Genomic DNA, 18,720 nt, shown 5'->3' on the forward strand with positions numbered 1-18,720 from the left:
AATGCTTGTGCAAACGCCTGGGGCGTAGGGCTTTCCAGCCACGTCGGAACGCCCTCCGCCAGCGTCAACCACGGCTGCTTGTGTCGCACCCAGATATGCGCCACCGGCTGCACGGCCGGGCTCTCATCCAGCGTTCCGACCCGCAGCACAACCAACCCTGGCGCGGCCGTCGTGGTGTTGCAGATCCGCGTATGGCACACCCCGCACAGTTGATGCTCCGAACGCTGCCCATCAACCTCATAGCCATATCCCGTCAGCGCCCCCTCGACCTTCAACGTGTCCGCCGGCAACAGCGCATGCAGGGCAAACGCGCTGCCGCTCCAGGTCTGGCAGTGCTGGCAATGGCAGGCGTACACCGCCAGTGGCGCGTCGGTATTGAGGGTGTAGGTCACGCTGGCGCAGCGGCATTGGCCGGTGAGTGTCATCAAAAACGATCCTGTGCAAAGTGAGGGCGAAACGCCCATCGGGTATGCTCGCCAGCATGCCGCAGCCCCCGCACAAAGAACATCCGCCAAAACTGCCCAGCGGCTCACAGGAAATGTATGAACCCCCCTCTACTTCAATGGGAAACCCAGCGCGCTTTCCTCGCCGTGTTGCGTACCGGCAGCCTGTCGGGCGCGGCCCGTTTGCTGGGGATTGCCCAGGCCACCGCGCGGCGACGGATCGAGGCGCTGGAGCTCAGCGTCGGGGTCAGTCTGTTTATCCGCTCACCCGTCGGGCTGCTGCCCACCGACACCGCCAAGGACCTGATCAGCCACGTCGAAGCGATGGCCGTTGCCGCCAACGCTTTCAACCGCGCCGCCTCGGCCGACGCGGCGCTGGCCGGCGGCACGGTGCGGCTTACCAGCGGCAAGCTGCTGGGGGTGGAGGTACTGCCGCCGATGTTGCGTAGCCTGCGCCGCGACCATCCGCAATTGGCCATTGAATTGAGCGTGTCCAACCGCCTGCAAGCCCTGGCGCTGCAGGAGGCCGACGTCGCCGTGCGCATCCGCCGCCCCACGGAAGCTACGGTGGTCGCGCGCAAGGTCGGCGACCTGCAAGTGGGGTTGTACGCCGCACCAGAGTTGCTGGCGGAGCAGGGCACCCCGGACACCGTGGCGCAATTGCACGGCTACCCGCTGATCGGGCCGGACCGCAATCTGCTGGAGATCGAATTCCTGCGTGAGCGCGGTTTTGACTGTTCGGCACCCCATGCGGTGATCCGCACCGACGATCACCTCGCCCAGTTGGCCGCGCTGCGTGCCGGGCTGGGGATTGGCGTGTGTTCAGGCCAGGTGGCGCAACGTCACGGCCTGGTGCGCGTGCTGCAAGGGCAGGTGGATTTCAATGTCGACGTGTGGATCGCCATGCACCAGGACATGCGCAAGGTGCAGCGCATTGCCGTGGTGTTCGATGCCCTGGGCGGTGCCCTGGCGGATTTTCTTCAGCCGCGATAACGCAGCGCTTCCACCAGCAGCGCAAAGGCGGGCGAGGCCTGGCGACGGCTGGGGTAATACAGATGGAAGCCGGCAAACGGCGCGCACCAGTCATCCAGCACCTGCACCAGTCGCCCGTCCGCCAGATAAGGCGCCACCAGGTCGGCGGGGATGTAGCTCAAGCCGAAGCCGTCGACCGCCGCCTTGAGCAATGGGTACACGCCGTTGAACGTCACCTGGCCAGACACCCGTACATTCAGGCTTTCCCCACCTTTGTTGAACTCCCACACATACAGGCCGCCATTGGTGGGCAGGCGCAAGTTGTTGCAGGCGTGATCGGTCAAGTCCCGGGGCGTGCGGGGGATCTCGCGCTGGGCAAAGTAGGCCGGTGAACCCACCACCAGCATGCGCATGTCGGGGCTGATGCGCGTGGCAATCATGCCCTGGGCCACGTCTTCCCCCAGGCGTACACCGGCATCAAAACCGTGGGCGGCGATGTCGACAAAGCCGTAGTCGCAACACACTTCCACGCAGATATCCGGGTACTTCGCCAGGAACGGTTGCAACACCGGCCACAGGATGAATTCCAGCGCGTGGTCCATGGCGTTGATGCGGAGGGTGCCGGACGGCCTGTCTCGCAAATGGCTCAGGCCTTCAAGGCCCACCTGGATTTCATCGAAGTGCGGCCCGACCGTGTCGATCAAGTGTTGCCCGGCTTCGGTGGGCGACACGCTGCGGGTTGTGCGGGTCAGCAGGCGCAGCCCCAGGCGCGCCTCCAGGGCACGGATGGTATGGCTCAGCGCCGATTGGGAAACCCCGAGTTTGGCCGCCGCCTTGGTAAAGCTGCGCTCACGGGCTACCGCCAGAAAGGCGAGCAGGTCATTGGCGTTTTCCCTGAGCATTGGTGAGTCATCCTCATAAGTATTTTCGGATTCTAGCGGCTAATTATCACAATTCGTAACTGTTAGATTGGAATCAGCCCCTTTTTCCGGAGAACGACCATGCTTAAACGCACACTCGGTAACAGCCAGCTTGAAGTCTCGGCCCTGGGCCTCGGTTGCATGGGCATGAGCTTTGGCTACGGCCCCGCGGCGGACAAACAGCAGATGATTGCCTTGCTGCGCAACGCCGTTGAGCAAGGCGTGACCTTCTTCGATACCGCCGAAGTCTATGGCCCGTTCATCAATGAAGAACTGCTGGGTGAAGCCCTGTCGCCGCTGCGTGAGCAGGTGGTGATCGCCACCAAGTTCGGCTTTGCCCTGGACCCGTCCGGCAACGGCAAATGGTCGGGTCTCAACAGCCGGCCGGAGCATATTCGCCAGGTGGCCGAAGCCTCGCTCAAGCGCCTGAAGACGGATGTTATCGACCTGTTTTATCAGCATCGCGTTGACCCGAATGTGCCGATCGAAGAGGTGGCCGGCGCGGTGAAGGATTTGATTCAGGAAGGCAAGGTCAAGCATTTCGGTTTGTCTGAAGCCGGCGCCTCGACCATCCGCCGCGCCCACGCCGTTCAACCGGTGACCGCGTTGCAAAGCGAGTACTCGCTGTGGTGGCGCAAGCCCGAGGCCGAGGTGTTGCCACTGCTGGAGGAGCTCGGCATTGGCCTGGTGCCCTACAGCCCTTTGGGCAAAGGCTTTCTGACGGGCAAGTTCGACAGTCACAGCACCTTTGACAGCTCGGACTTTCGCAGCAATTTGCCACGGTTCACGCCTGAAGCCTTGCAGGCCAACCAGGCGTTGGTGGAGTTGCTGCGCCAGGTCGCCCAGCGCAAACACGCCACGCCATCGCAGATCGCACTGGCCTGGTTGCTGGCCCAGAAACCCTGGATCGTACCGATTCCGGGCACCACCAAAACCTCGCGCCTGACCGAAAACCTTGGAGCGGTGGAGGTGCAGCTCAGCGCGGCAGAACTCAGTGAGCTGGACGTCGCCGCTGCCAACATCGCTGTGCACGGCGACCGCTATCCCGAAGCCCTGGAACGGATGACCGGCCTATGAAAACCAGCCTCGCAGCCACTGCGCTTTCACTCTCATTACTGGCACTCGACTCACAGGCACAGGAGCCCCCCATGCTGACCATTATGCCCAACGGTTCCCAGCCTTCAGCCAAAGGCCCGGCGGATTATTTCACCGGCACGGTGCGTGTGGACTCACCTTTCAAGGGTACCGACGCCGCGCGCGTCACCGGCGCCTTCGTCACCTTTGAGCCGGGCGCACGTACTGCATGGCACACCCATCCCCTGGGGCAGACATTGATCGTGACCGCAGGCCTGGGGCAGGTTCAGGAATGGGGCCAGCCAGTGCGGGTAATTCGCCCCGGCGACACCGTGTGGATTGCCCCCGGGGTCAAGCATTGGCATGGCGCCACGGCCAACACCGCCATGATCCATATCGCGATCAACGAAATGCTCGACGGCAAGGTGGTGGACTGGATGGAGCAGGTCAGCGACGAGCAGTACGCGGCGCAGTAATCAGCTTCACCGCCGCAACTGCGGCTCGCCTTCGATGCAACTCACCAGAAACTCCATCACCACCTTCACCGAAGGCGAGCGGCGCATGTCGGGATACACCGTCAGCCAGATATCGCGAACCGGGCCTTCGGTATTCGTTGCCAGCCGCACCAATGCCGCGTCGTGATCACCCACCAGCGTGGGCAACACCACCGCGCCGACCTGGGCCCGGGCGGCCATCTGCTGGGTAATCAGGTCGCTGGCGGCAAAGGCAATCGTGCGGTTGCCGCGCACCTGATGCATCCACGCCTGTTGGGGCAGGTGGTCGCGGGTGGCGTCATAGGCAATGAACGTCCACTGTTCGGCGGGTAACTGCTTGAGCTCGGGCGTGGCATAAAGGCCGAAACGCACGGCGCCGACCTTTCTGCGCACCAGCGCTTCTTCGTCGGGACGCACGGTACGCAGGGCGATATCGGCTTCGCCTTTGTCCAGGGCGGCGAGGGTCGTCGAGGACATCAACACGATATTCAGCCTGGGATACTGCGTCCTGAACCGTGCAACGTGGGGTGCGATGCAGTGGATGGCAATCGACGGCGGGCAACTGACCCGCACAGTGCCGGCCACCTCGATCGAGGCCACGCGGGACAGGCGCATCACTTCAGTGGCCATCTCGCCCATCCCGGCCGCCAGTTTCGCCAGTGCCAGGCCTTCCTCGGTGAGTGGCCGGCTGCGGGGCAGGCGGTCCACCAGTTTGACGCCGAGGGCTTTTTCCAAGGCATCGACGCGTCGGCCCACGGTGGCGTGTTCCACCTGCAGCTCGCGGGCGGCCGCCGACAGCGACCGGGTACGCGCCAGTACGGTGAAGAAATACAGATCCTGCCAATCAAACATCGGGTTATTTCCGCACGGAGGGTGGGAGGTATTGGGGAATTCTCGTACAGAGTGGTGCCTTTTACCATGGCGCATTCCCACCGCAAATGGAGTTGTCCCACGATGAAAGCCCTCACCCTTGAAACCTACGGCGGCCCTGAGGTCGTTCAACTGCGTCTGGATATGCCCAAGCCCCGGGTGACGCCCGGCCATGTGCTGATCAAGGTGGCCTGCGCCGGGATCAACTTTATGGATGTACACACCCGCCAGGGCAAGTACGCCCAATCGGTGACTTACCCGGTGCGCCTGCCGTGCACCCTGGGCATGGAAGGCGCCGGTGTGGTGGTGGAAGTGGGCGAGGGCGTAAGCCATCTGGCGCCGGGCGATCGGGTGGCGTGGTGCATCTCCTGGGGCGCGTTCGCTGAATACGCCAGTGTGCCTGCGGCGCGGGTGGCGCAAATTCCGAATGCGATCGGCTTCGATCAGGCGGCGGCGTCGATGTTTCAGGGCTGCACGGCGCACTACCTGATTGAAGATGTGGCCCGGTTGCAGGCGGGCAACAGCTGCTTGATCCATGCGGCTTCCGGCAGCATCGGCCAGTTGCTGGTGCAGATGGCCCATCGACTCGGCGCCACGGTATTCACCACCGGTAGCAGTGCCGAAAAATGTGCGATTGCCCGTCAGCGTGGCGCTGATCAGGCATGGCAATACGAGGGATTTGCCGAGCGGGTATTGTCGGCAACCGAAGGGCAGGGTGTGGACGTGGTGTTCGATTCGGTGGGCAAGGCCACGTTGCGGGAAAGTTTCAAGGCCTGTCGTACGCGGGGGTTGATCGTCAATTACGGCAATGTCTCCGGCTCGATCACTGATCTGGACCCGATGGAGTTGGGGGAGGCTGGCTCACTGTTCCTGACCCGCCCACGGCTGAACGACCACATGGCCGACGGCCCGACTGTGCAACGGCGTGCCAATGCGGTGTTCGCGGCGATGCTTGAGGGTTCGCTGACGGTGGATATCGAAGGGCATTACACCCTGGAACAGGTTCAGCAGGTGCATGCACGGATTGAAGCCAGGCAGCAGATTGGCAAGGCGGTAGTGTGGCTGGATCGTGAGCTGTGTTAACCGCGAACGGCGACTTACGTTGGCGAGGAAGCTTGCGTGGCGAGGGAGCTTGCTCCCGCTGGGCTGCGAAGCGGCCCTAAAACCTGCCAATGGGGTCTCCTTGAAGAAATGCGGTGCATTCATTGGGGCTGCTGCGCAGCCCAGCGGGAGCAAGCTCCCTCGCCACACAAGCTCCCTCGCCACAGGGTTTTGTGGCGCTGTTGAAGAGTGGTAAACAGCAGGCGAAAAAAAGCCGGCTGATCAGGCCGGCTGGGGGTGAACCGCAAACAGCTGGGGTTATGCGCGGTTTTCCATCAGGCGGTCTGCACCACCTTCGGCTACACGGTTGCCTTGAAGACGCTCTGCACCACCTTCAGCTACACGGTTTTCTTGAAGACGGTCAGCACCACCTTCAGCCACGCGGTTTTCTTGAAGACGATCAGCACCACCTTCAGCTACACGACGTTCCAGCAACCGATCAGAACCACCTTCCGCCACACGACGTTCCAGCAAACGGTCCGAACCACCCTCAGCCACGCGGCTGTCCATCAGGCGATCCGCGCCGCCTTCAGCGAGGGCAGGTTGGGTAAAGGCGCTTACAGCAAGTACCGAGAAAGTGAGGCTAAGCAAGAGTTGGCGTTTCATGATGGTGTGCTCCGGGATGTCATTGGTTGGTATGGATGTGATGGTACGCGGTGGATTTTTTTAGAGAACTTCATTGCGCTGATGGTGACTATCGACGCCAGCGATGGCCCGTTTTCCCGGGCCATCGCGCCGACCATCACGGCATTTCAGGCAGTTCCCGAGGGCGCAGGTCGAACACCAGCACTTCGGCATTCTCGCCATGGCTCAGGTGAATCTCCCGTTCATCGCGCACTCGGGCACCATCGCCTTCGTGCAAGCGCTGGCCGTTGACTTCAACGCTGCCCCGCGCCACATGGATGTAGGCATAGCGCTCCGGGGCCAGGGTGAGGCTCGCGGTTTCAAAGCCGTTGAACAGCCCGGCATACACCCGCGCATCCTGGCGCACGCCAAGGGCGCCATCGGTGCCTTCCGGCGAAATGATCAACTGCAACCGGCCGCGTTTTTGCGCTTCGGTGAAGTGCTCTTGCTGATAGCGCGGTTCGGCGCCGGCCACATTCGGCACGATCCAGATTTGCAGGAAGTGCACGCCCTGGGTGTGGCTGTGGTTGAACTCGCTGTGGGCCACGCCGCTGCCGGCGCTCATCAGTTGCACATCGCCTGGGCGAATCACCGAGCCGGTGCCCAGGGTGTCCTTGTGTTCCAGGGCGCCTTCGAGCACATAGGAGAAAATCTCCATGTCGCGATGCGGGTGCTGGCCGAAGCCCTTGCCGGCGGCAACCCGGTCATCGTTGATCACCAGCAGGTCGGAAAAACCTTGCTCCTTGGGATTCCAGTAGTTGGCGAACGAGAAGGTGTGAAACGACTTCAACCAACCGTGATTGGCGGCGCCGCGTTCCGAGGCTTTGCGAAGGGTCAGCATGGGGTGTTCTCCTCAAGGGAAGCTGGCTGCGAGATGCAGGGCTTCGGTGTGAGCAGAAGGTTACTGGTTAGCGATAGGTTGATTAAGAAGCTGAAATCGGAATGACTGTCCTGTATCAGTTGACAGTTGATGGCATGCCATAATGCGTGGATTCATCTCCCTGAATGGACAATTCCCTACAATGAAAACCGTGGCCATGGCGCTGTTTCCCGACTTCCTCCTGCTCGACATGGCCGGGCCGCTGGAAGTGTTCTCCATTGCCAATCGCTATCTGGAACCGTCCGCCCACTATCAGATCCTGACCCTCGGGACCGAGCCTGGGCCGCTGCGGGCCTCCAATGGCGTGGTGGTGCACCCCGACCTGCCACTGGATCAGGCCCACGAGGCGTATGACTTGCTACTGGTGCCCGGCGGCCCCGGTGCCTACAACGAATGCCACCCGGCCTTGTTGCCGTGGCTCAAGGCGGCCGCGCCCCGCGCCGGGCGGTTCGGCTCCATCTGCACCGGCGCCTTCGTACTGGGGTACGCGGGCTTGCTGGACGGCCAGCGCGTGACCACCCATTGGCATTACACCGAGCGGCTGATCAAGGCCTTTCCCAAGGCCATCGTCGAGACCGACCGCATCTACTTGCAGGACGGTCGTCTCATCACCTCGGGCGGCGTGACGGCGGGCATTGACCTGGCGCTGTCCATCGTCGCCCAGGACCACGGCAAGCAAGTGGCGGTCGATGTGGCCAAGGTGTTGCTGGTGGTCATGAAGCGCCAGGGCGGGCAAGCCCAGTTCAGCCCGATGACCGCTGCGGTGGCCCCTCAGGAAACTGCGATTACCCGGGTGCAGACCCACGTGCTGGAGCGGCTGGACCAGGCCTTTACCATCGAGTCCATGGCGCAATTGGCGGGCATGAGTACGCGGCACTTTGCACGGGTGTTCGCCAAGGAAGTGCAGATGACCCCGATGGCCTTCCTGCAAGGTGCGCGCATCGATCGCGCCCGGCACTTGCTGGAGAGCAGCGACCTGCCGCTCAAGACCGTCGCGTTTCACGCAGGCTTTGGCAGCGTGCGACACATGCGTTTTCTGTTCAGTGAAAAACTCGGCTTGAACCCAACCCAATACCGCCAGCAATTCAGCTGATGTCCGTCTGGCGCACCTGAATGTCCGTGTGGATCCCTGTGCCAGCATTGTCCTGTCACCGGTAGCTGGCAAGATAGCTGTCAGTCCCATGGAAAAGGATGCGCAGACGCCCAAGGCCGGGTGTTTCAGCGCTTTGACGAGCATGAACAGCCTTCATACGATTGAACCGGAATGCGCAGTGCGCTTCGGCCCCTTCACCTTCTATCCCCAGCAGCGCCTGGTGTGCGAAGAGGGCAGGCCGCTGCCGTTGGGTGGGCGCGCCCTGGACATTCTTGCGGTGCTGGTGGAGCAGGCCGGGGAGTTTGTCAGCAAGGCGACGCTGATCGCCCGGGTGTGGCCGTGCAGCGTGGTGGAGGAGAACAACCTGCGGGTGCACATCGCGGCCTTGCGCCGTGCCCTGGCCGATGGCGAGGGCGGGCGGCGCTATATCATCAACCTGCCGCAGCGCGGCTATTGTTTTGTCGCGACGCAGCCGCTGCACGCGGAACCTGCGCAGCCTTTACCTGAACATAACCTGCCGGCTCGTCTTGTCCCGGTGTTTGGCCTGGATCCGCTGGCGCATGCCCTTGCACGACGTTTGCCGGGGCAATCGCTGATGACGCTCACCGGGTGCGCGGGCGTCGGTAAAACTACCCTGGCCCTGCACCTGGCCGAGCAGGTGCTGGCGCGTTATCGCGACGGTGTGTGGCGGGTGGAGTTGGCCGGTATCCGCCAGCTATCGGGTGTGGTCGGTGAACTGGCCAAGGTACTCGGGATCGCCGTTGAACCGGGTGGCACGTTGCAAGGTTTTTGCCGGCAACTGGCGTCGCGGCAATTGCTGTTGGTCCTTGATGGGTGTGAACAGGCATTGGCCGCGTGTCGCAACCTGGTGTTCGCGCTACGGGAAATGGCGCCCGGGGTGACGCTGTTGCTGAGCAGTCGCGAAGCCTTGCACATTCCCGGCGAGTGGGTTCAGCGGGTGCCGGCGCTGGCAGTGCCGCCGTTGTCGGCATTGGCCGATGTCGAACACGCGCTGGCTTATCCAGCAGTGCAGTTATTTGTCAGCCGGGCCCAGGCTTGCCAACAGGGCTTTGGCTTACGCAGGCAAGACCTGGCGCCCCTGCGGGATATCTGCCGGCGCCTCGACGGTATCCCGCTGGCTCTGGAACTGGCGGCGGCCCAGGTCGATGCCCTGGGCATCAAGGGCCTGCAAGTGCAGTTGGCGAATGGCTTGCTGGTGCTGACTCGCGGGCGGCGCACGGCCGTTGGGCGTCATCAATCCATGAGCGCGGCACTGGACTGGACCTACGAGCGCTTGAGCCTGCCGGAGCGCTGGCTGTTTCTCCAATTGGGCTTGTTCAAGATGGCGGTGACTGTGCCGACACTGGGCGCGCTGATTGCCGGCACGGAACTGGAACACGCCGACTTGCCTTATCTGCTGGCACGGTTGGTAGCCACCTCGCTGCTGACCGTCGAACCTGGCCCCGGCCCCCGGCGTTATCGCCTGCTCAACAGCGTACGCGCCTACGCGTTGGCCCGCCTGGGTGACCCCGACCAGGTGGCCCTGTTGCAGCAGGGCTACGGGCATTACCTTGGGCCGTTTTCAGGCCGGCAGTTTGTGGTGCAGTTCGTCGAGCAGGCCGCGCACGCTCACTAGGTCCGGTGTGGAAAACCCTTCGGTAAAGCGCCCATGGACGCTTTGCAACAGGTCGCGCGCGGCGGCGTATCGGCCCTCGCGCTGCCATAACCGGGCCAGTGACATAGCGCTGCGCAGTTCCCAGGCCAAGGCTCCCTGCTGATGAGCCAGCCCCAGCGCTTCCAGCAACAGGGCTTCAGCCACCTGCGTTGTGGAGGGGGCAGCCTGGCGCAGCAGGGTTTCGGCCCGCGCCCGCAGGATCTCTGCGGTGCACCAGCCCGCAGCACCCTGGCGGGCGCGTTCGAAGCAGGCCTCATCCACCTCCCGGGTGTGCAGGGTCACCACGATGTCCCTGATCAGGCCCATGCCCGGGGTGGCGTCCTGGTGCACCACGCCGTCCAGTGCCCACGCGTAATGCCTGGCCCAGGTGTCGAACAGCAGCACCGAGTGTTTTCGAGCCTGCTGCGCCAACAGCTCCAGCATTGATCTTGCGGCCCCGTCGTCGCCGTTGTAGTGGGCAATGACCACACCCGCGAGGGCCAGTGTGTAGCAGATCGAGGTGCCGTGATTGATTTGCAGCGCCAGCTCCAGCGCCTGGCGCGCGGTGCGCCAGGCGCGTTCCGGGAAACCCTGGAGCCAGAGGATGCGCGCCAGCACCGTCAGCGACGCCACGCTCTGGTCGTATTGCACGCCAAATCCATGGGTAAACCGATTGAGATGGCCGCTGTGGGCCATGCGTTGCATCACCTGTTCGGCGTTGTGCCGCGCCAGCGCCTGGTTGCCGGCGAAATGTTGCGCCAGTACCCGCAGGCGTTGTGCGCTCAAGTCCAGCAGCGGTAGGGCGTTGGGGTCCAGGCGGTCAAAATGCAGGCTTTGGCGCAGGGCCTGGCGGTAATTGCCGTTGCACAGGTTGACTGCCATATGGCCGGACACGGCCCTGAGCTGGCCGGCGAGATCGTGGCTGCCTTCGGCCAGTTGCCGTGCCTGCTCAAAGGCGTTGATGGTCTGCGGGGTTGCGCCCTGGGTGTGATAGGAAAAGCTGCCCAGGGCCAATTGCAGTTGCAGGTGCAAGTGCGCGCAGGGTGCAGCCGACTGTTGAAGCAACGCCAGGGCCTTGCCCACATACAAACCATGTTCGGTGAGCAGCGACAGTTCCTGCCACAGCGGCATCGCGCTGACCGTCAAGCGGATGGCCAGCAGCGGCGCGCCGGCCTGGCTCAACCCCCAGTCGAGGGCAGCCCGCACATCTTCGCGGCACGCTGCATAGCGGTCGAGCCATTGCTGGGTGGGCACTCGTTCCCAGTCGGCTTGCGCCTGATTCATCAGGGTCAGGCATCGGGCGGCGTGTCGCTCACGGCTGGCCTCCAGCTCGCAGGCGGCACTGAGTTTCTCCAGGGCATAGGTGCGGGTGATGTCCAGCAGCCGATAAGCCACCTCTTCATCGCCCACCTCAACGGTGAGCAGGGACTTGGCCACCAACTGCGTGATCGAACCCAGCACCTGCGTCGGTTCAATGTGCTCAGCTGCGATCACCGCCGCCGCCGACTCCAGGGTGAAGCCTCCCCGGAACACTGCCAGGCGGCGCAGGCACACCTGTTCGCAGGTGGTCAGCAGATCGAAGCTCCACTCCAGGGTGGCGCGCAGGGTCTGGTGCCGGGGCAGGGCGCTGCGCCGGCCGCGGGTCAACAGGCGGAAATTATCCTCCATCTGCACCAGCAAACCCTTCAGGCCAAAGCGCTCGATTTGCGCCGCCACCAGTTCGATCGCCAAGGGAATGCCGTCCAGGCGCCGGCAGATATCAATGGCCAGGGGCAGGTCGGCGTCACTCAGTTCAAAGCCGTCCCAGCGCGACAGCGCCCGCTCCACCAGCAATTGCAGCGCCGGGTACGCCATGGCTTCGGCGCGATCGCCAGTGGCCGGCGGGCACGCCAAAGGCTCCAGGCGTTGCACGAACTCACCTTCGGCGCGCAGCGCTTCGCGGCTGGTGGCCAGGATGTGCAACTGGGGGGCACTGCGCAGCAGGGTTTCGCTGATCAGCGCAATGTCGTCGAGCAGGTGCTCGCAGTTGTCGATCACCAGCAACATCTGGCGCTCACGCAGCAGGCCGGCAAGGCCGCACAAGGGCTCGTGACTGGGCGGCGTCAGCTCCAGCAGGGCGGCCAGGTTGGGCAAGATCATCGAGGGTTGGCTCAGGGGCGCCAGGTCCAGCAGGCGGATGCCGTCGCGGTAACGTCCGATCAGCAGTTCGGCCACCCGCAGGGCGACGGTGGTCTTGCCGATACCGCCGGCACCCGTGAGGGTGATGAAGCGGTGTTGCGGCAACTGTTGCACCAGGCTTTCGATCAGGGCCTGGCGCCCGAGCATCCGGGTGCGGCGCAGCGGCAGGTTGTGCCCTGGATGGGCCCCTGGGCTGTGGCCTTCCAATGCAGTGGGCTCGACACTCAGGGGTGCCACAAAACTGTAGCCACGCTGGGCCACGGTGACGATATAGCGCTGCCCGGCCTGGCCGTCGCCCAGGGCCTTGCGCAGGGCCGCCATGTGCACCCGCAGGTTGCCATCCTCCACCACGGTCTTGGGCCAGACCCGGGCGATCAGCTCCTGCTTGCTCACCACCTGGCCGGCGTGCTCCAGCAAAATCAGCAGGATATCCACCGCCCTGCGGCCCAGGCGCAACGGCCGGCCACCCTCCAGCACCACGCGCTGGCGCGGGTGGATCCGGTAGGGGCCGAAATGCATGGCCTGGTCGCTGGGGTTGCTCATGCGCGGTCTCTGGAGCGGGGTCTGTGGTGCATATTCCAGAGGTTTGTGCCGGGGTGCAATCACCACTAGGCGGCGACCACGCGCAGTTGGTGGTTTCGCCAGGTCATCGGGTTCACGCCTTCGCTGCGGCTGAAAATGTGGCAGAAGTGCGCCTGGTCGCAAAAACCGCATTCCTGGCTGATTTGGGTCAGGCTCAACCCAGAGCTGATGATCAATTCCTTGGCCCGCTGGATACGTTGTTGCCGAATCCATTCCTGGGGAGAGAGGCCCGTGGTGCATTTAAAGGCGCGAGAGAAGTGGCTGCGGGACAGGGCGCAGGCGCGGGCCAGCTCGGTGACCTCCAGGCTTTCCCCAAGATTCGCCAGGATCAGCTGTTTGACCATGCGTTCGCGGCGGGTACACAGGCCGCCGGTGGCGGGGGAGTGCGCGTGCCGGTCAGGTGCGATTTGCTCAAGTCGGGCCATGACAGATTCCGTGGTCGATGGGAGCGTTCCCGGTGAGTGAAAGTCCAGTGTAGACGGCCGTATTCTTGGCGCCGGGCTGTCTGGCTGGCGAGTTAATCGTTGTTAATTTCGCCAGGTGACTGCGGAAAAAAGACAGCACAGGCATGCAATTGCACACGCCTTGAACGTGGTTAGCTGACGAGGTCCTCACCTCCCGGGAAACCCTATGAATCGCAACGACTTGCGCCGTGTCGACATGAACCTGCTGGTGATTTTCGAGGCCCTGATGTTCGAAAAGAACCTGACCCGGGTGGCCGAAAAGCTGTTCATGGGCCAGCCGGCAGTGAGTGCGGCCCTGGGCCGGTTGCGCGACCTGTTCGATGACCCGCTGCTGCTGCGCAATGGTCGCGGCATGGAGCCCACGCCACGGGCAGTGGCGATCCTCAAGGAGTTGCAACCGGCCATGGACACCATTTCCGGCGCGGTCAGCCGTGCAAAGGACTTCGACCCGTCCACCAGCTGTGCCGTGTTTCGCATCGGGCTGTCGGATGACGCCGAGTTCGGCTTGTTTCCGCCGTTGCTCAGCCAGCTGCGCGAAGAGGCACCGGGGATCATCGTGGTGGTGCGGCGGGCAAACTACTTGTTGATGTCGGCGTTGTTGGCCAGTGGCGAGATTTCCGTGGGGGTCAGCTACACCACCGAGCTGCCGGCCAATGCCAAGCGCAAGAAGCTGCGGGATATTCCGTGCAAGGTCCTGCGGGGGGACGACCGGCCCGAGCCGTTGACCCTGGATGACTACTGTTCACGGCCCCATGCCATGGTTTCGTTTTCCGGTGACTTGAGCGGCAACATCGACCTGGACCTCGCGCGCATCGGCCGGGCGCGACGGGTGGTGTTGGCGGTGCCGCAATTCAGTGGGTTGCGGGCGCTGCTGGCCGGCAGCGAGATGATCGCGACGGTGCCCGATTATGCCGCGTGCGCGCTGATCGAAGGCTGCGGGTTGCGGGCCGAGGACCCACCGTTTGCCATCGATGCGGCAGAGCTGTCGATGGTGTGGAGCGGGGTGCACGACAATGATCCGGCGGAACGCTGGTTGCGCTCGCGAATTGGCGAACACATGTCCCGGGCGTTGTAACAGAGCACGTACATCCAATTTTTCCGTGGCACCTGACCCCACACTGCGGTCATCGCTTAGGTATTTACGGGAGGAGCACGATGGACTCAGCAGCGCGGCAAGGCGGCCCGGACGAGGTGGTCACCCTGGTGGTCAAGCACCGCATCAAACCCGGCCTTGAAGCCGACTACGAAGCCTGGCTGCGGCGCATCGTGCGCATCGCCGGTGAACGCCCGGGCCACCTGGGCGTCGACGTGGTGCGCAGCAAGCAGGGCGGCCTTGTACTGTTCACTTGTGTGCTGCGCTACCGCTCCACCGACGACCTGGAGCGCTGGCTGGATTCACCCCAACGCCAGGCGCTGATCAACGAAGCCACGCCAATGCTGGCCGACGGCGACCAGACCGAGATCGGCGCGGTCAACGAGTTCTGGTTTTCGCCCCTGGCCGATAACGCCGCCAAGCCGCCGCGCTGGAAGCAGGCGGTGGTCACGCTGCTGGTGATCCTGCCGCTGACCTTGCTGGTGCCCATCATCTGGGGCCCGGTCCTGAGGCTGCATCCGTTCCTGTCCAACTACATCGTCGCCACCTTCCTGGTCACCCTGACCATCGTTGTACTGGTGGTTTACCTGCTGATGCCGGCTGCCACACGCCTGTTCGCGCCCTGGCTTGAAGCCTCTGTAAAGGAAACCCTATGAACGCCGATCTGATTCTGTTCAATGGCCAGTTCCACACCGTGGACCGTGAAAACCCTCGCGCCACGGCAGTCGCCATCCACCAGGGGCGCTTCGTCGCGGTAGGCACCGACGGCGAAGCCCTGGCCTTGCGCGGCAGCGGCACCCAGGTCATCGACCTCAAGGGCCGCACCGTGATCCCCGGCCTCAACGACTCGCACCTGCACCTGATCCGTGGCGGCCTGAACTACAACCTCGAACTGCGCTGGGAAGGCGTGCCGTCCCTGGCCGATGCCCTGCGCATGCTCAAGGACCAGGCCGACCGCACGCCCACGCCGCAGTGGGTGCGGGTGGTGGGCGGCTGGAACGAATTCCAGTTCGCCGAAAAACGCATGCCCACCCTCGACGAACTCAACCAGGCCGCCCCCGACACGCCGGTGTTCGTGCTGCACCTGTATGACCGCGCCTTGCTCAACCGCGCAGCCCTGCGGGTGGCCGGCTACACCAAGGACACACCGAACCCGCCCGGCGGCGAGATCGTGCGCGACAGCAACGGCAACCCCACCGGCATGCTGGTGGCGCGGCCCAACGCGATGATTCTCTACGCGACCCTGGCCAAGGGCCCGAAACTGCCCCTGGAATACCAGGTGAACTCCACCCGCCAGTTCATGCGCGAACTCAACCGCCTGGGCCTCACCAGTGCCATCGACGCCGGCGGCGGTTTCCAGAATTACCCCGACGACTACGCGGTGATCGAACAGTTGGCCAAGGATGAGCAACTGACCGTGCGCATCGCCTACAACCTGTTCACCCAGAAGCCCAAGGAAGAACTCAGCGACTTCAAGAACTGGACCGGCAGCGTGACCCTGCACCAGGGCGACGACTACCTGCGCCACAACGGCGCCGGCGAAATGCTGGTGTTCTCGGCGGCCGACTTCGAAGACTTCCTTGAGCCGCGCCCGGACCTGCCCCTGACCATGGAGCAGGAACTGGAACCGGTGGTGCGCCACCTGGTAGAGCAGCGCTGGCCGTTCCGCCTGCACGCTACTTACAACGAATCGATCTCACGGATGCTCGACGTCTTCGAGAAGGTCAACCGCGACATTCCGTTCAACGGCCTGCCATGGTTCTTCGACCACGCCGAAACCATCACCCCGCAGAACATCGAGCGGGTGCGAGCACTGGGCGGCGGCATCGCGATCCAGGACCGCATGGCATTCCAGGGCGAATACTTTGTGGAGCGCTACGGCGCCAAGGCCGCCGAGGCCACGCCGCCGATCAAGCGCATGCTCGCCGAAGGCGTGCCGGTGGGCGCCGGCACCGACGCCACCCGGGTGTCGAGCTACAACCCCTGGACCTCGCTGTACTGGATGGTCAGCGGCCGCACCGTGGGCGGGCTGGAACTGCACGCCGAAGGCTTGCCCCGGCTGACCGCCCTGGAACTGTTCACCCACGGCAGCGCCTGGTTCTCGTCCGAACAGGGCAAGAAAGGCCAGATCAAGGTCGGCCAACTGGCGGACGTGGCGGCACTGTCGGCGGACTTCTTCAGCGTCGATGAAGAAGCCATCAAGTGGATCGAATCGGTACTGACCGTGGTCGGCGGCAAGGTGGTGTACGGCGCCGGCGACTTTGAAGACTTCGCGCCACCCAGCGTGCCGGTACTGCCGGACTGGTCGCCGGTGGTCAAGGTGCCAGGCCACTGGCGCCCGGCGTCACCGCTGCAGGCCCAGGTGCACCAGTGCAGCGGCCCGTGTGGCGTGCATTCCCATAGCCATGAGCGGGCGCGTCTGTCGAGCGTGCCGGTCAGCGACTTCCAGGGTTTCTGGGGCGCGTTTGGCTGCTCGTGTTTTGCCTTCTGAATCAACCCCAAAGGAGTATTCCCATGTCTTACAAACGCCTGAACAAAGATGACGCCGTGGTACTGCTGGTGGACCACCAGACCGGCCTGATTTCGCTGGTACAGGATTTCTCGCCCAACGAATTCAAGAACAACGTGCTGGCCCTGGCGGACCTGGCCAAGTTCTTCAAGCTGCCGACCATCCTCACCACCAGCTTCGAAAACGGCCCCAATGGCCCGATGGTGCCGGAGCTGAAAGAACTGTTCCCGGACGCGCCGTACATCCCGCGTCCTGGCCAGATCAACGCGTGGGACAACGAAGATTTCGTCCAGGCGGTGAAAGCCACCGGGCGCAAGCAACTGATCATCGCCGGTGTGGTGACTGACGTGTGCGTGACCTTCCCGACGCTGTCGGCCCTGGCCGAAGGTTTTGAAGTGTTCGTGGTTACCGATGCATCGGGCACCTTCAACGAAACCGTGCAACAGGCCGCGTGGGCCCGCATGACGGCTGCCGGTGCACAACTGGTGAACTGGTTCTCGGTGGCCTGCGAGCTGCAAGGGGATTGGCGCAACGACATGGAAGGCCTGGCCAACTTGCTGTCGCCGCGCATTCCCAACTACCGCAACCTGATGAACAGCTACTCGGCGCTGGCGGCGAAGTAACCTCAGGGCCGAAGCAACCTCCTTGTGGCGAGGGAGCTTGCTCCCGCTGGAGTGCGAAGCGCTCCCAGGATTTTTGGGGCCGCTACGCAGCCCAGCGGGAGCAAGCTCCCTCGCCACAGCAAGCTCCCTCGCCACAGGGGTATCGACATTTGATTGATGGTGATGCGACAACCCGGTTATAAAGAGCTTCAGCGTCCACCGAGAAGCGACAATGAACCCCTTCGAAGACATGCGCCTGTTTTGCCAGGTCATGGAATCCGGCAGTTTCACCGCCGCCGCCGAACACCTTGGGCTGTCCAAGCAATTTGTCAGCCGCCGCCTGATCCAGCTGGAAGAACGCCTGGGCGTGCGCCTGCTCAACCGCTCCACGCGCCGCCTGGACGTCACGCCCCTGGGCCAGAGCTACTACGAATCCGCCCTGCGCCTGCTCAGTGAAGTCGAGCAAGTGGAGCAGGGCATCGCCGGCCAGAACACCGACCCCCGTGGCACCATTCGCCTGAGCGCGCCGCTGTCGTTCGCCATGGCGCACCTGGGCTGCCTGCTGCCGCTGTTCCTGCAACGCCACCCCCACGTCACGGTGGAAGTGGACCTGAGCGACCGCCCGGTAGACCTGATCAGCGAAGGCTACGACCTGGTGCTGCGCATCGGTATCCTCGAAGACTCGACCCTGATCGCCCGGCGCATCGCCAGCGTGCAACGCGTGTACTGCGCCAGCCCGGACTACCTGGCCCGCCACGGTACGCCCCGGAACCCCGACGACCTGGGCGACCACGAATGCCTGCCCTACGGCCATGGCCGCCAGGTGCAATGGCACTTCAAGGTCGACGGCAAACCCCACACCCGCAACGTCAGCGGGCGCATGCGCGTCAACAATGGCGAGTTGCTGCGGGATGCTGCGGTGGCAGGATTGGGCATCACCTATTTGCCGAACTTTATCGTCGCCCAAGCCCTGCAGGATGGCCGGCTGGTGACGCTGCTGGAAGACTTCGCGCCCGAGTCCCTGACCCTTTCCGCCGTGTACCCCCAGCACCGCCAGAGCTCGCGCCCGGTGCAGGCGTTGATCGAGTTCTTGCGTGAACGCCTGGCCGGCGGTTGCTAGTCAAACGTACGTCCCCCTGTAGGAGCGAGCTTGCTCGCGAAGGACGT

Annotated in this window: 18 protein-coding genes; 11 read left to right on the plus strand and 7 right to left on the minus strand. The window is 63.7% G+C overall.

Annotated features, from left to right (window positions below):
- Nucleotides 1-425, minus strand: a 425-nt coding sequence (locus V3W39_RS17520; protein ID WP_330213012.1) for a GFA family protein, incomplete at its 3' end; no start/stop codon positions are given.
- Nucleotides 426-542: 117 nt separating this feature from the next.
- Here V3W39_RS17520 and V3W39_RS17525 point away from each other — a divergent pair.
- The gene (locus V3W39_RS17525; protein ID WP_330213013.1) at nt 543-1,436 is read left to right on the plus strand and encodes a LysR family transcriptional regulator; all 894 of its coding nucleotides are present in this window, start codon (nt 543-545) and stop codon (nt 1,434-1,436) included.
- Here the strand turns inward: V3W39_RS17525 and V3W39_RS17530 are convergent.
- Complete coding sequence (locus V3W39_RS17530; protein WP_330213014.1) at nt 1,424-2,317, minus strand: LysR family transcriptional regulator; 894 nt, start codon at nt 2,315-2,317, stop codon at nt 1,424-1,426. The two genes, V3W39_RS17525 and V3W39_RS17530, sit on opposite strands and share 13 nt — an antisense overlap.
- 99 nt (nt 2,318-2,416) lie before the next feature.
- On the opposite strand from V3W39_RS17530, the gene V3W39_RS17535 reads away from it, so the two are divergent.
- Nucleotides 2,417-3,412, plus strand: coding sequence for an aldo/keto reductase (locus V3W39_RS17535; protein ID WP_177041550.1), 996 nt, complete (start codon nt 2,417-2,419; stop codon nt 3,410-3,412).
- A gap of 71 nt (nt 3,413-3,483) precedes the next feature.
- Nucleotides 3,484-3,885, plus strand: a complete 402-nt coding sequence (locus V3W39_RS17540) for a (R)-mandelonitrile lyase (protein WP_330213015.1) — start codon at nt 3,484-3,486, stop codon at nt 3,883-3,885.
- Nucleotides 3,886-3,891: 6 nt separating this feature from the next.
- Here V3W39_RS17540 and V3W39_RS17545 read toward each other — a convergent pair whose 3' ends face one another.
- On the minus strand, nt 3,892-4,755 hold the full coding sequence (locus tag V3W39_RS17545; protein ID WP_177121749.1) for a LysR family transcriptional regulator: 864 nt from the start codon (nt 4,753-4,755) through the stop codon (nt 3,892-3,894).
- 102 nt (nt 4,756-4,857) lie between these two features.
- Here V3W39_RS17545 and V3W39_RS17550 point away from each other — a divergent pair, with 102 nt between their 5' ends.
- Nucleotides 4,858-5,856, plus strand: coding sequence for a quinone oxidoreductase family protein (locus V3W39_RS17550; RefSeq protein ID WP_330213016.1), 999 nt, complete (start codon nt 4,858-4,860; stop codon nt 5,854-5,856).
- A gap of 276 nt (nt 5,857-6,132) precedes the next feature.
- Here the strand turns inward: V3W39_RS17550 and V3W39_RS17555 are convergent, their stop codons facing one another.
- Nucleotides 6,133-6,480 carry a hypothetical protein gene (locus V3W39_RS17555; RefSeq protein ID WP_177121747.1) on the minus strand — a complete coding sequence of 116 codons (348 nt, stop codon included), beginning with the start codon at nt 6,478-6,480 and terminating at the stop codon, nt 6,133-6,135.
- Between the two features lie 136 nt (nt 6,481-6,616).
- On the minus strand, nt 6,617-7,339 hold the full coding sequence (locus tag V3W39_RS17560) for a pirin family protein (protein WP_177133914.1): 723 nt from the start codon (nt 7,337-7,339) through the stop codon (nt 6,617-6,619).
- Nucleotides 7,340-7,520: 181 nt separating this feature from the next.
- On the opposite strand from V3W39_RS17560, the gene V3W39_RS17565 reads away from it, so the two are divergent.
- Together V3W39_RS17565 and V3W39_RS17570 are read left to right on the plus strand one after the other, a co-directional pair.
- Complete coding sequence (locus V3W39_RS17565) at nt 7,521-8,471, plus strand: GlxA family transcriptional regulator (protein WP_330213096.1); 951 nt, start codon at nt 7,521-7,523, stop codon at nt 8,469-8,471.
- Between the two features lie 88 nt (nt 8,472-8,559).
- Entirely contained in the window at nt 8,560-10,107 is a 1,548-nt protein-coding gene (locus V3W39_RS17570) for an ATP-binding protein (protein WP_330213017.1), read from the plus strand.
- Here V3W39_RS17570 and V3W39_RS17575 read toward each other — a convergent pair.
- Both V3W39_RS17575 and V3W39_RS17580 read right to left on the minus strand, forming a co-directional pair.
- Nucleotides 10,054-12,846, minus strand: coding sequence for an ATP-binding protein (locus V3W39_RS17575; protein WP_330213018.1), 2,793 nt, complete (start codon nt 12,844-12,846; stop codon nt 10,054-10,056). The genes V3W39_RS17570 and V3W39_RS17575 overlap by 54 nt on opposite strands.
- Nucleotides 12,847-12,911: 65 nt before the next feature.
- Nucleotides 12,912-13,310: a helix-turn-helix domain-containing protein gene (locus tag V3W39_RS17580; RefSeq protein ID WP_177041558.1), complete on the minus strand. Its 399-nt coding sequence runs from the start codon at nt 13,308-13,310 to the stop codon at nt 12,912-12,914.
- A 205-nt stretch (nt 13,311-13,515) separates the two neighbouring features.
- On the opposite strand from V3W39_RS17580, the gene V3W39_RS17585 reads away from it, so the two are divergent.
- From V3W39_RS17585 to V3W39_RS17605, 5 genes are all read left to right on the plus strand, one after another.
- Nucleotides 13,516-14,424, plus strand: coding sequence for a LysR family transcriptional regulator (locus V3W39_RS17585; protein ID WP_177041559.1), 909 nt, complete (start codon nt 13,516-13,518; stop codon nt 14,422-14,424).
- A gap of 80 nt (nt 14,425-14,504) precedes the next feature.
- Nucleotides 14,505-15,098, plus strand: coding sequence for an antibiotic biosynthesis monooxygenase (locus V3W39_RS17590; protein WP_177115441.1), 594 nt, complete (start codon nt 14,505-14,507; stop codon nt 15,096-15,098).
- Complete coding sequence (locus V3W39_RS17595; protein ID WP_330213019.1) at nt 15,095-16,933, plus strand: amidohydrolase; 1,839 nt, start codon at nt 15,095-15,097, stop codon at nt 16,931-16,933. Before V3W39_RS17590 ends, V3W39_RS17595 begins: the two co-directional genes overlap by 4 nt.
- A 17-nt stretch (nt 16,934-16,950) precedes the next feature.
- Nucleotides 16,951-17,574 (plus strand): isochorismate family cysteine hydrolase YcaC, encoded by a 624-nt coding sequence (gene ycaC, locus V3W39_RS17600; RefSeq protein ID WP_177041590.1) that lies wholly within the window; start codon nt 16,951-16,953, stop codon nt 17,572-17,574.
- 211 nt (nt 17,575-17,785) lie between these two features.
- A complete protein-coding gene (locus V3W39_RS17605) occupies nt 17,786-18,673 on the plus strand; it encodes a LysR family transcriptional regulator (RefSeq protein ID WP_177121742.1) in 888 nt (295 codons plus the stop codon).
- Nucleotides 18,674-18,720 lie beyond the last annotated feature (47 nt).

The sequence above is a fragment of the Pseudomonas sp. Z18(2022) genome, assembly GCF_036346535.1.
GTDB lineage: Bacteria > Pseudomonadota > Gammaproteobacteria > Pseudomonadales > Pseudomonadaceae > Aquipseudomonas > Aquipseudomonas yamanorum_A.

What these genes read in the sequence shown, in the direction of transcription:
- V3W39_RS17525 (WP_330213013.1), top strand. Translation starts at nt 543, where the DNA reads ATGAACCCCCCTCTACTTCAATGGGAAACCCAGCGCGCTTTCCTCGCC.
- V3W39_RS17530 (WP_330213014.1), bottom strand. Translation starts at nt 2,317, where the DNA reads ATGCTCAGGGAAAACGCCAATGACCTGCTCGCCTTTCTGGCGGTAGCC.
- V3W39_RS17535 (WP_177041550.1), top strand. Translation starts at nt 2,417, where the DNA reads ATGCTTAAACGCACACTCGGTAACAGCCAGCTTGAAGTCTCGGCCCTG.
- V3W39_RS17540 (WP_330213015.1), top strand. Translation starts at nt 3,484, where the DNA reads ATGCTGACCATTATGCCCAACGGTTCCCAGCCTTCAGCCAAAGGCCCG.
- V3W39_RS17545 (WP_177121749.1), bottom strand. Translation starts at nt 4,755, where the DNA reads ATGTTTGATTGGCAGGATCTGTATTTCTTCACCGTACTGGCGCGTACC.
- V3W39_RS17550 (WP_330213016.1), top strand. Translation starts at nt 4,858, where the DNA reads ATGAAAGCCCTCACCCTTGAAACCTACGGCGGCCCTGAGGTCGTTCAA.
- V3W39_RS17555 (WP_177121747.1), bottom strand. Translation starts at nt 6,480, where the DNA reads ATGAAACGCCAACTCTTGCTTAGCCTCACTTTCTCGGTACTTGCTGTA.
- V3W39_RS17560 (WP_177133914.1), bottom strand. Translation starts at nt 7,339, where the DNA reads ATGCTGACCCTTCGCAAAGCCTCGGAACGCGGCGCCGCCAATCACGGT.
- V3W39_RS17565 (WP_330213096.1), top strand. Translation starts at nt 7,521, where the DNA reads ATGAAAACCGTGGCCATGGCGCTGTTTCCCGACTTCCTCCTGCTCGAC.
- V3W39_RS17570 (WP_330213017.1), top strand. Translation starts at nt 8,560, where the DNA reads ATGGAAAAGGATGCGCAGACGCCCAAGGCCGGGTGTTTCAGCGCTTTG.
- V3W39_RS17575 (WP_330213018.1), bottom strand. Translation starts at nt 12,846, where the DNA reads ATGAGCAACCCCAGCGACCAGGCCATGCATTTCGGCCCCTACCGGATC.
- V3W39_RS17580 (WP_177041558.1), bottom strand. Translation starts at nt 13,310, where the DNA reads ATGGCCCGACTTGAGCAAATCGCACCTGACCGGCACGCGCACTCCCCC.
- V3W39_RS17585 (WP_177041559.1), top strand. Translation starts at nt 13,516, where the DNA reads ATGAATCGCAACGACTTGCGCCGTGTCGACATGAACCTGCTGGTGATT.
- V3W39_RS17590 (WP_177115441.1), top strand. Translation starts at nt 14,505, where the DNA reads ATGGACTCAGCAGCGCGGCAAGGCGGCCCGGACGAGGTGGTCACCCTG.
- V3W39_RS17595 (WP_330213019.1), top strand. Translation starts at nt 15,095, where the DNA reads ATGAACGCCGATCTGATTCTGTTCAATGGCCAGTTCCACACCGTGGAC.
- V3W39_RS17605 (WP_177121742.1), top strand. Translation starts at nt 17,786, where the DNA reads ATGAACCCCTTCGAAGACATGCGCCTGTTTTGCCAGGTCATGGAATCC.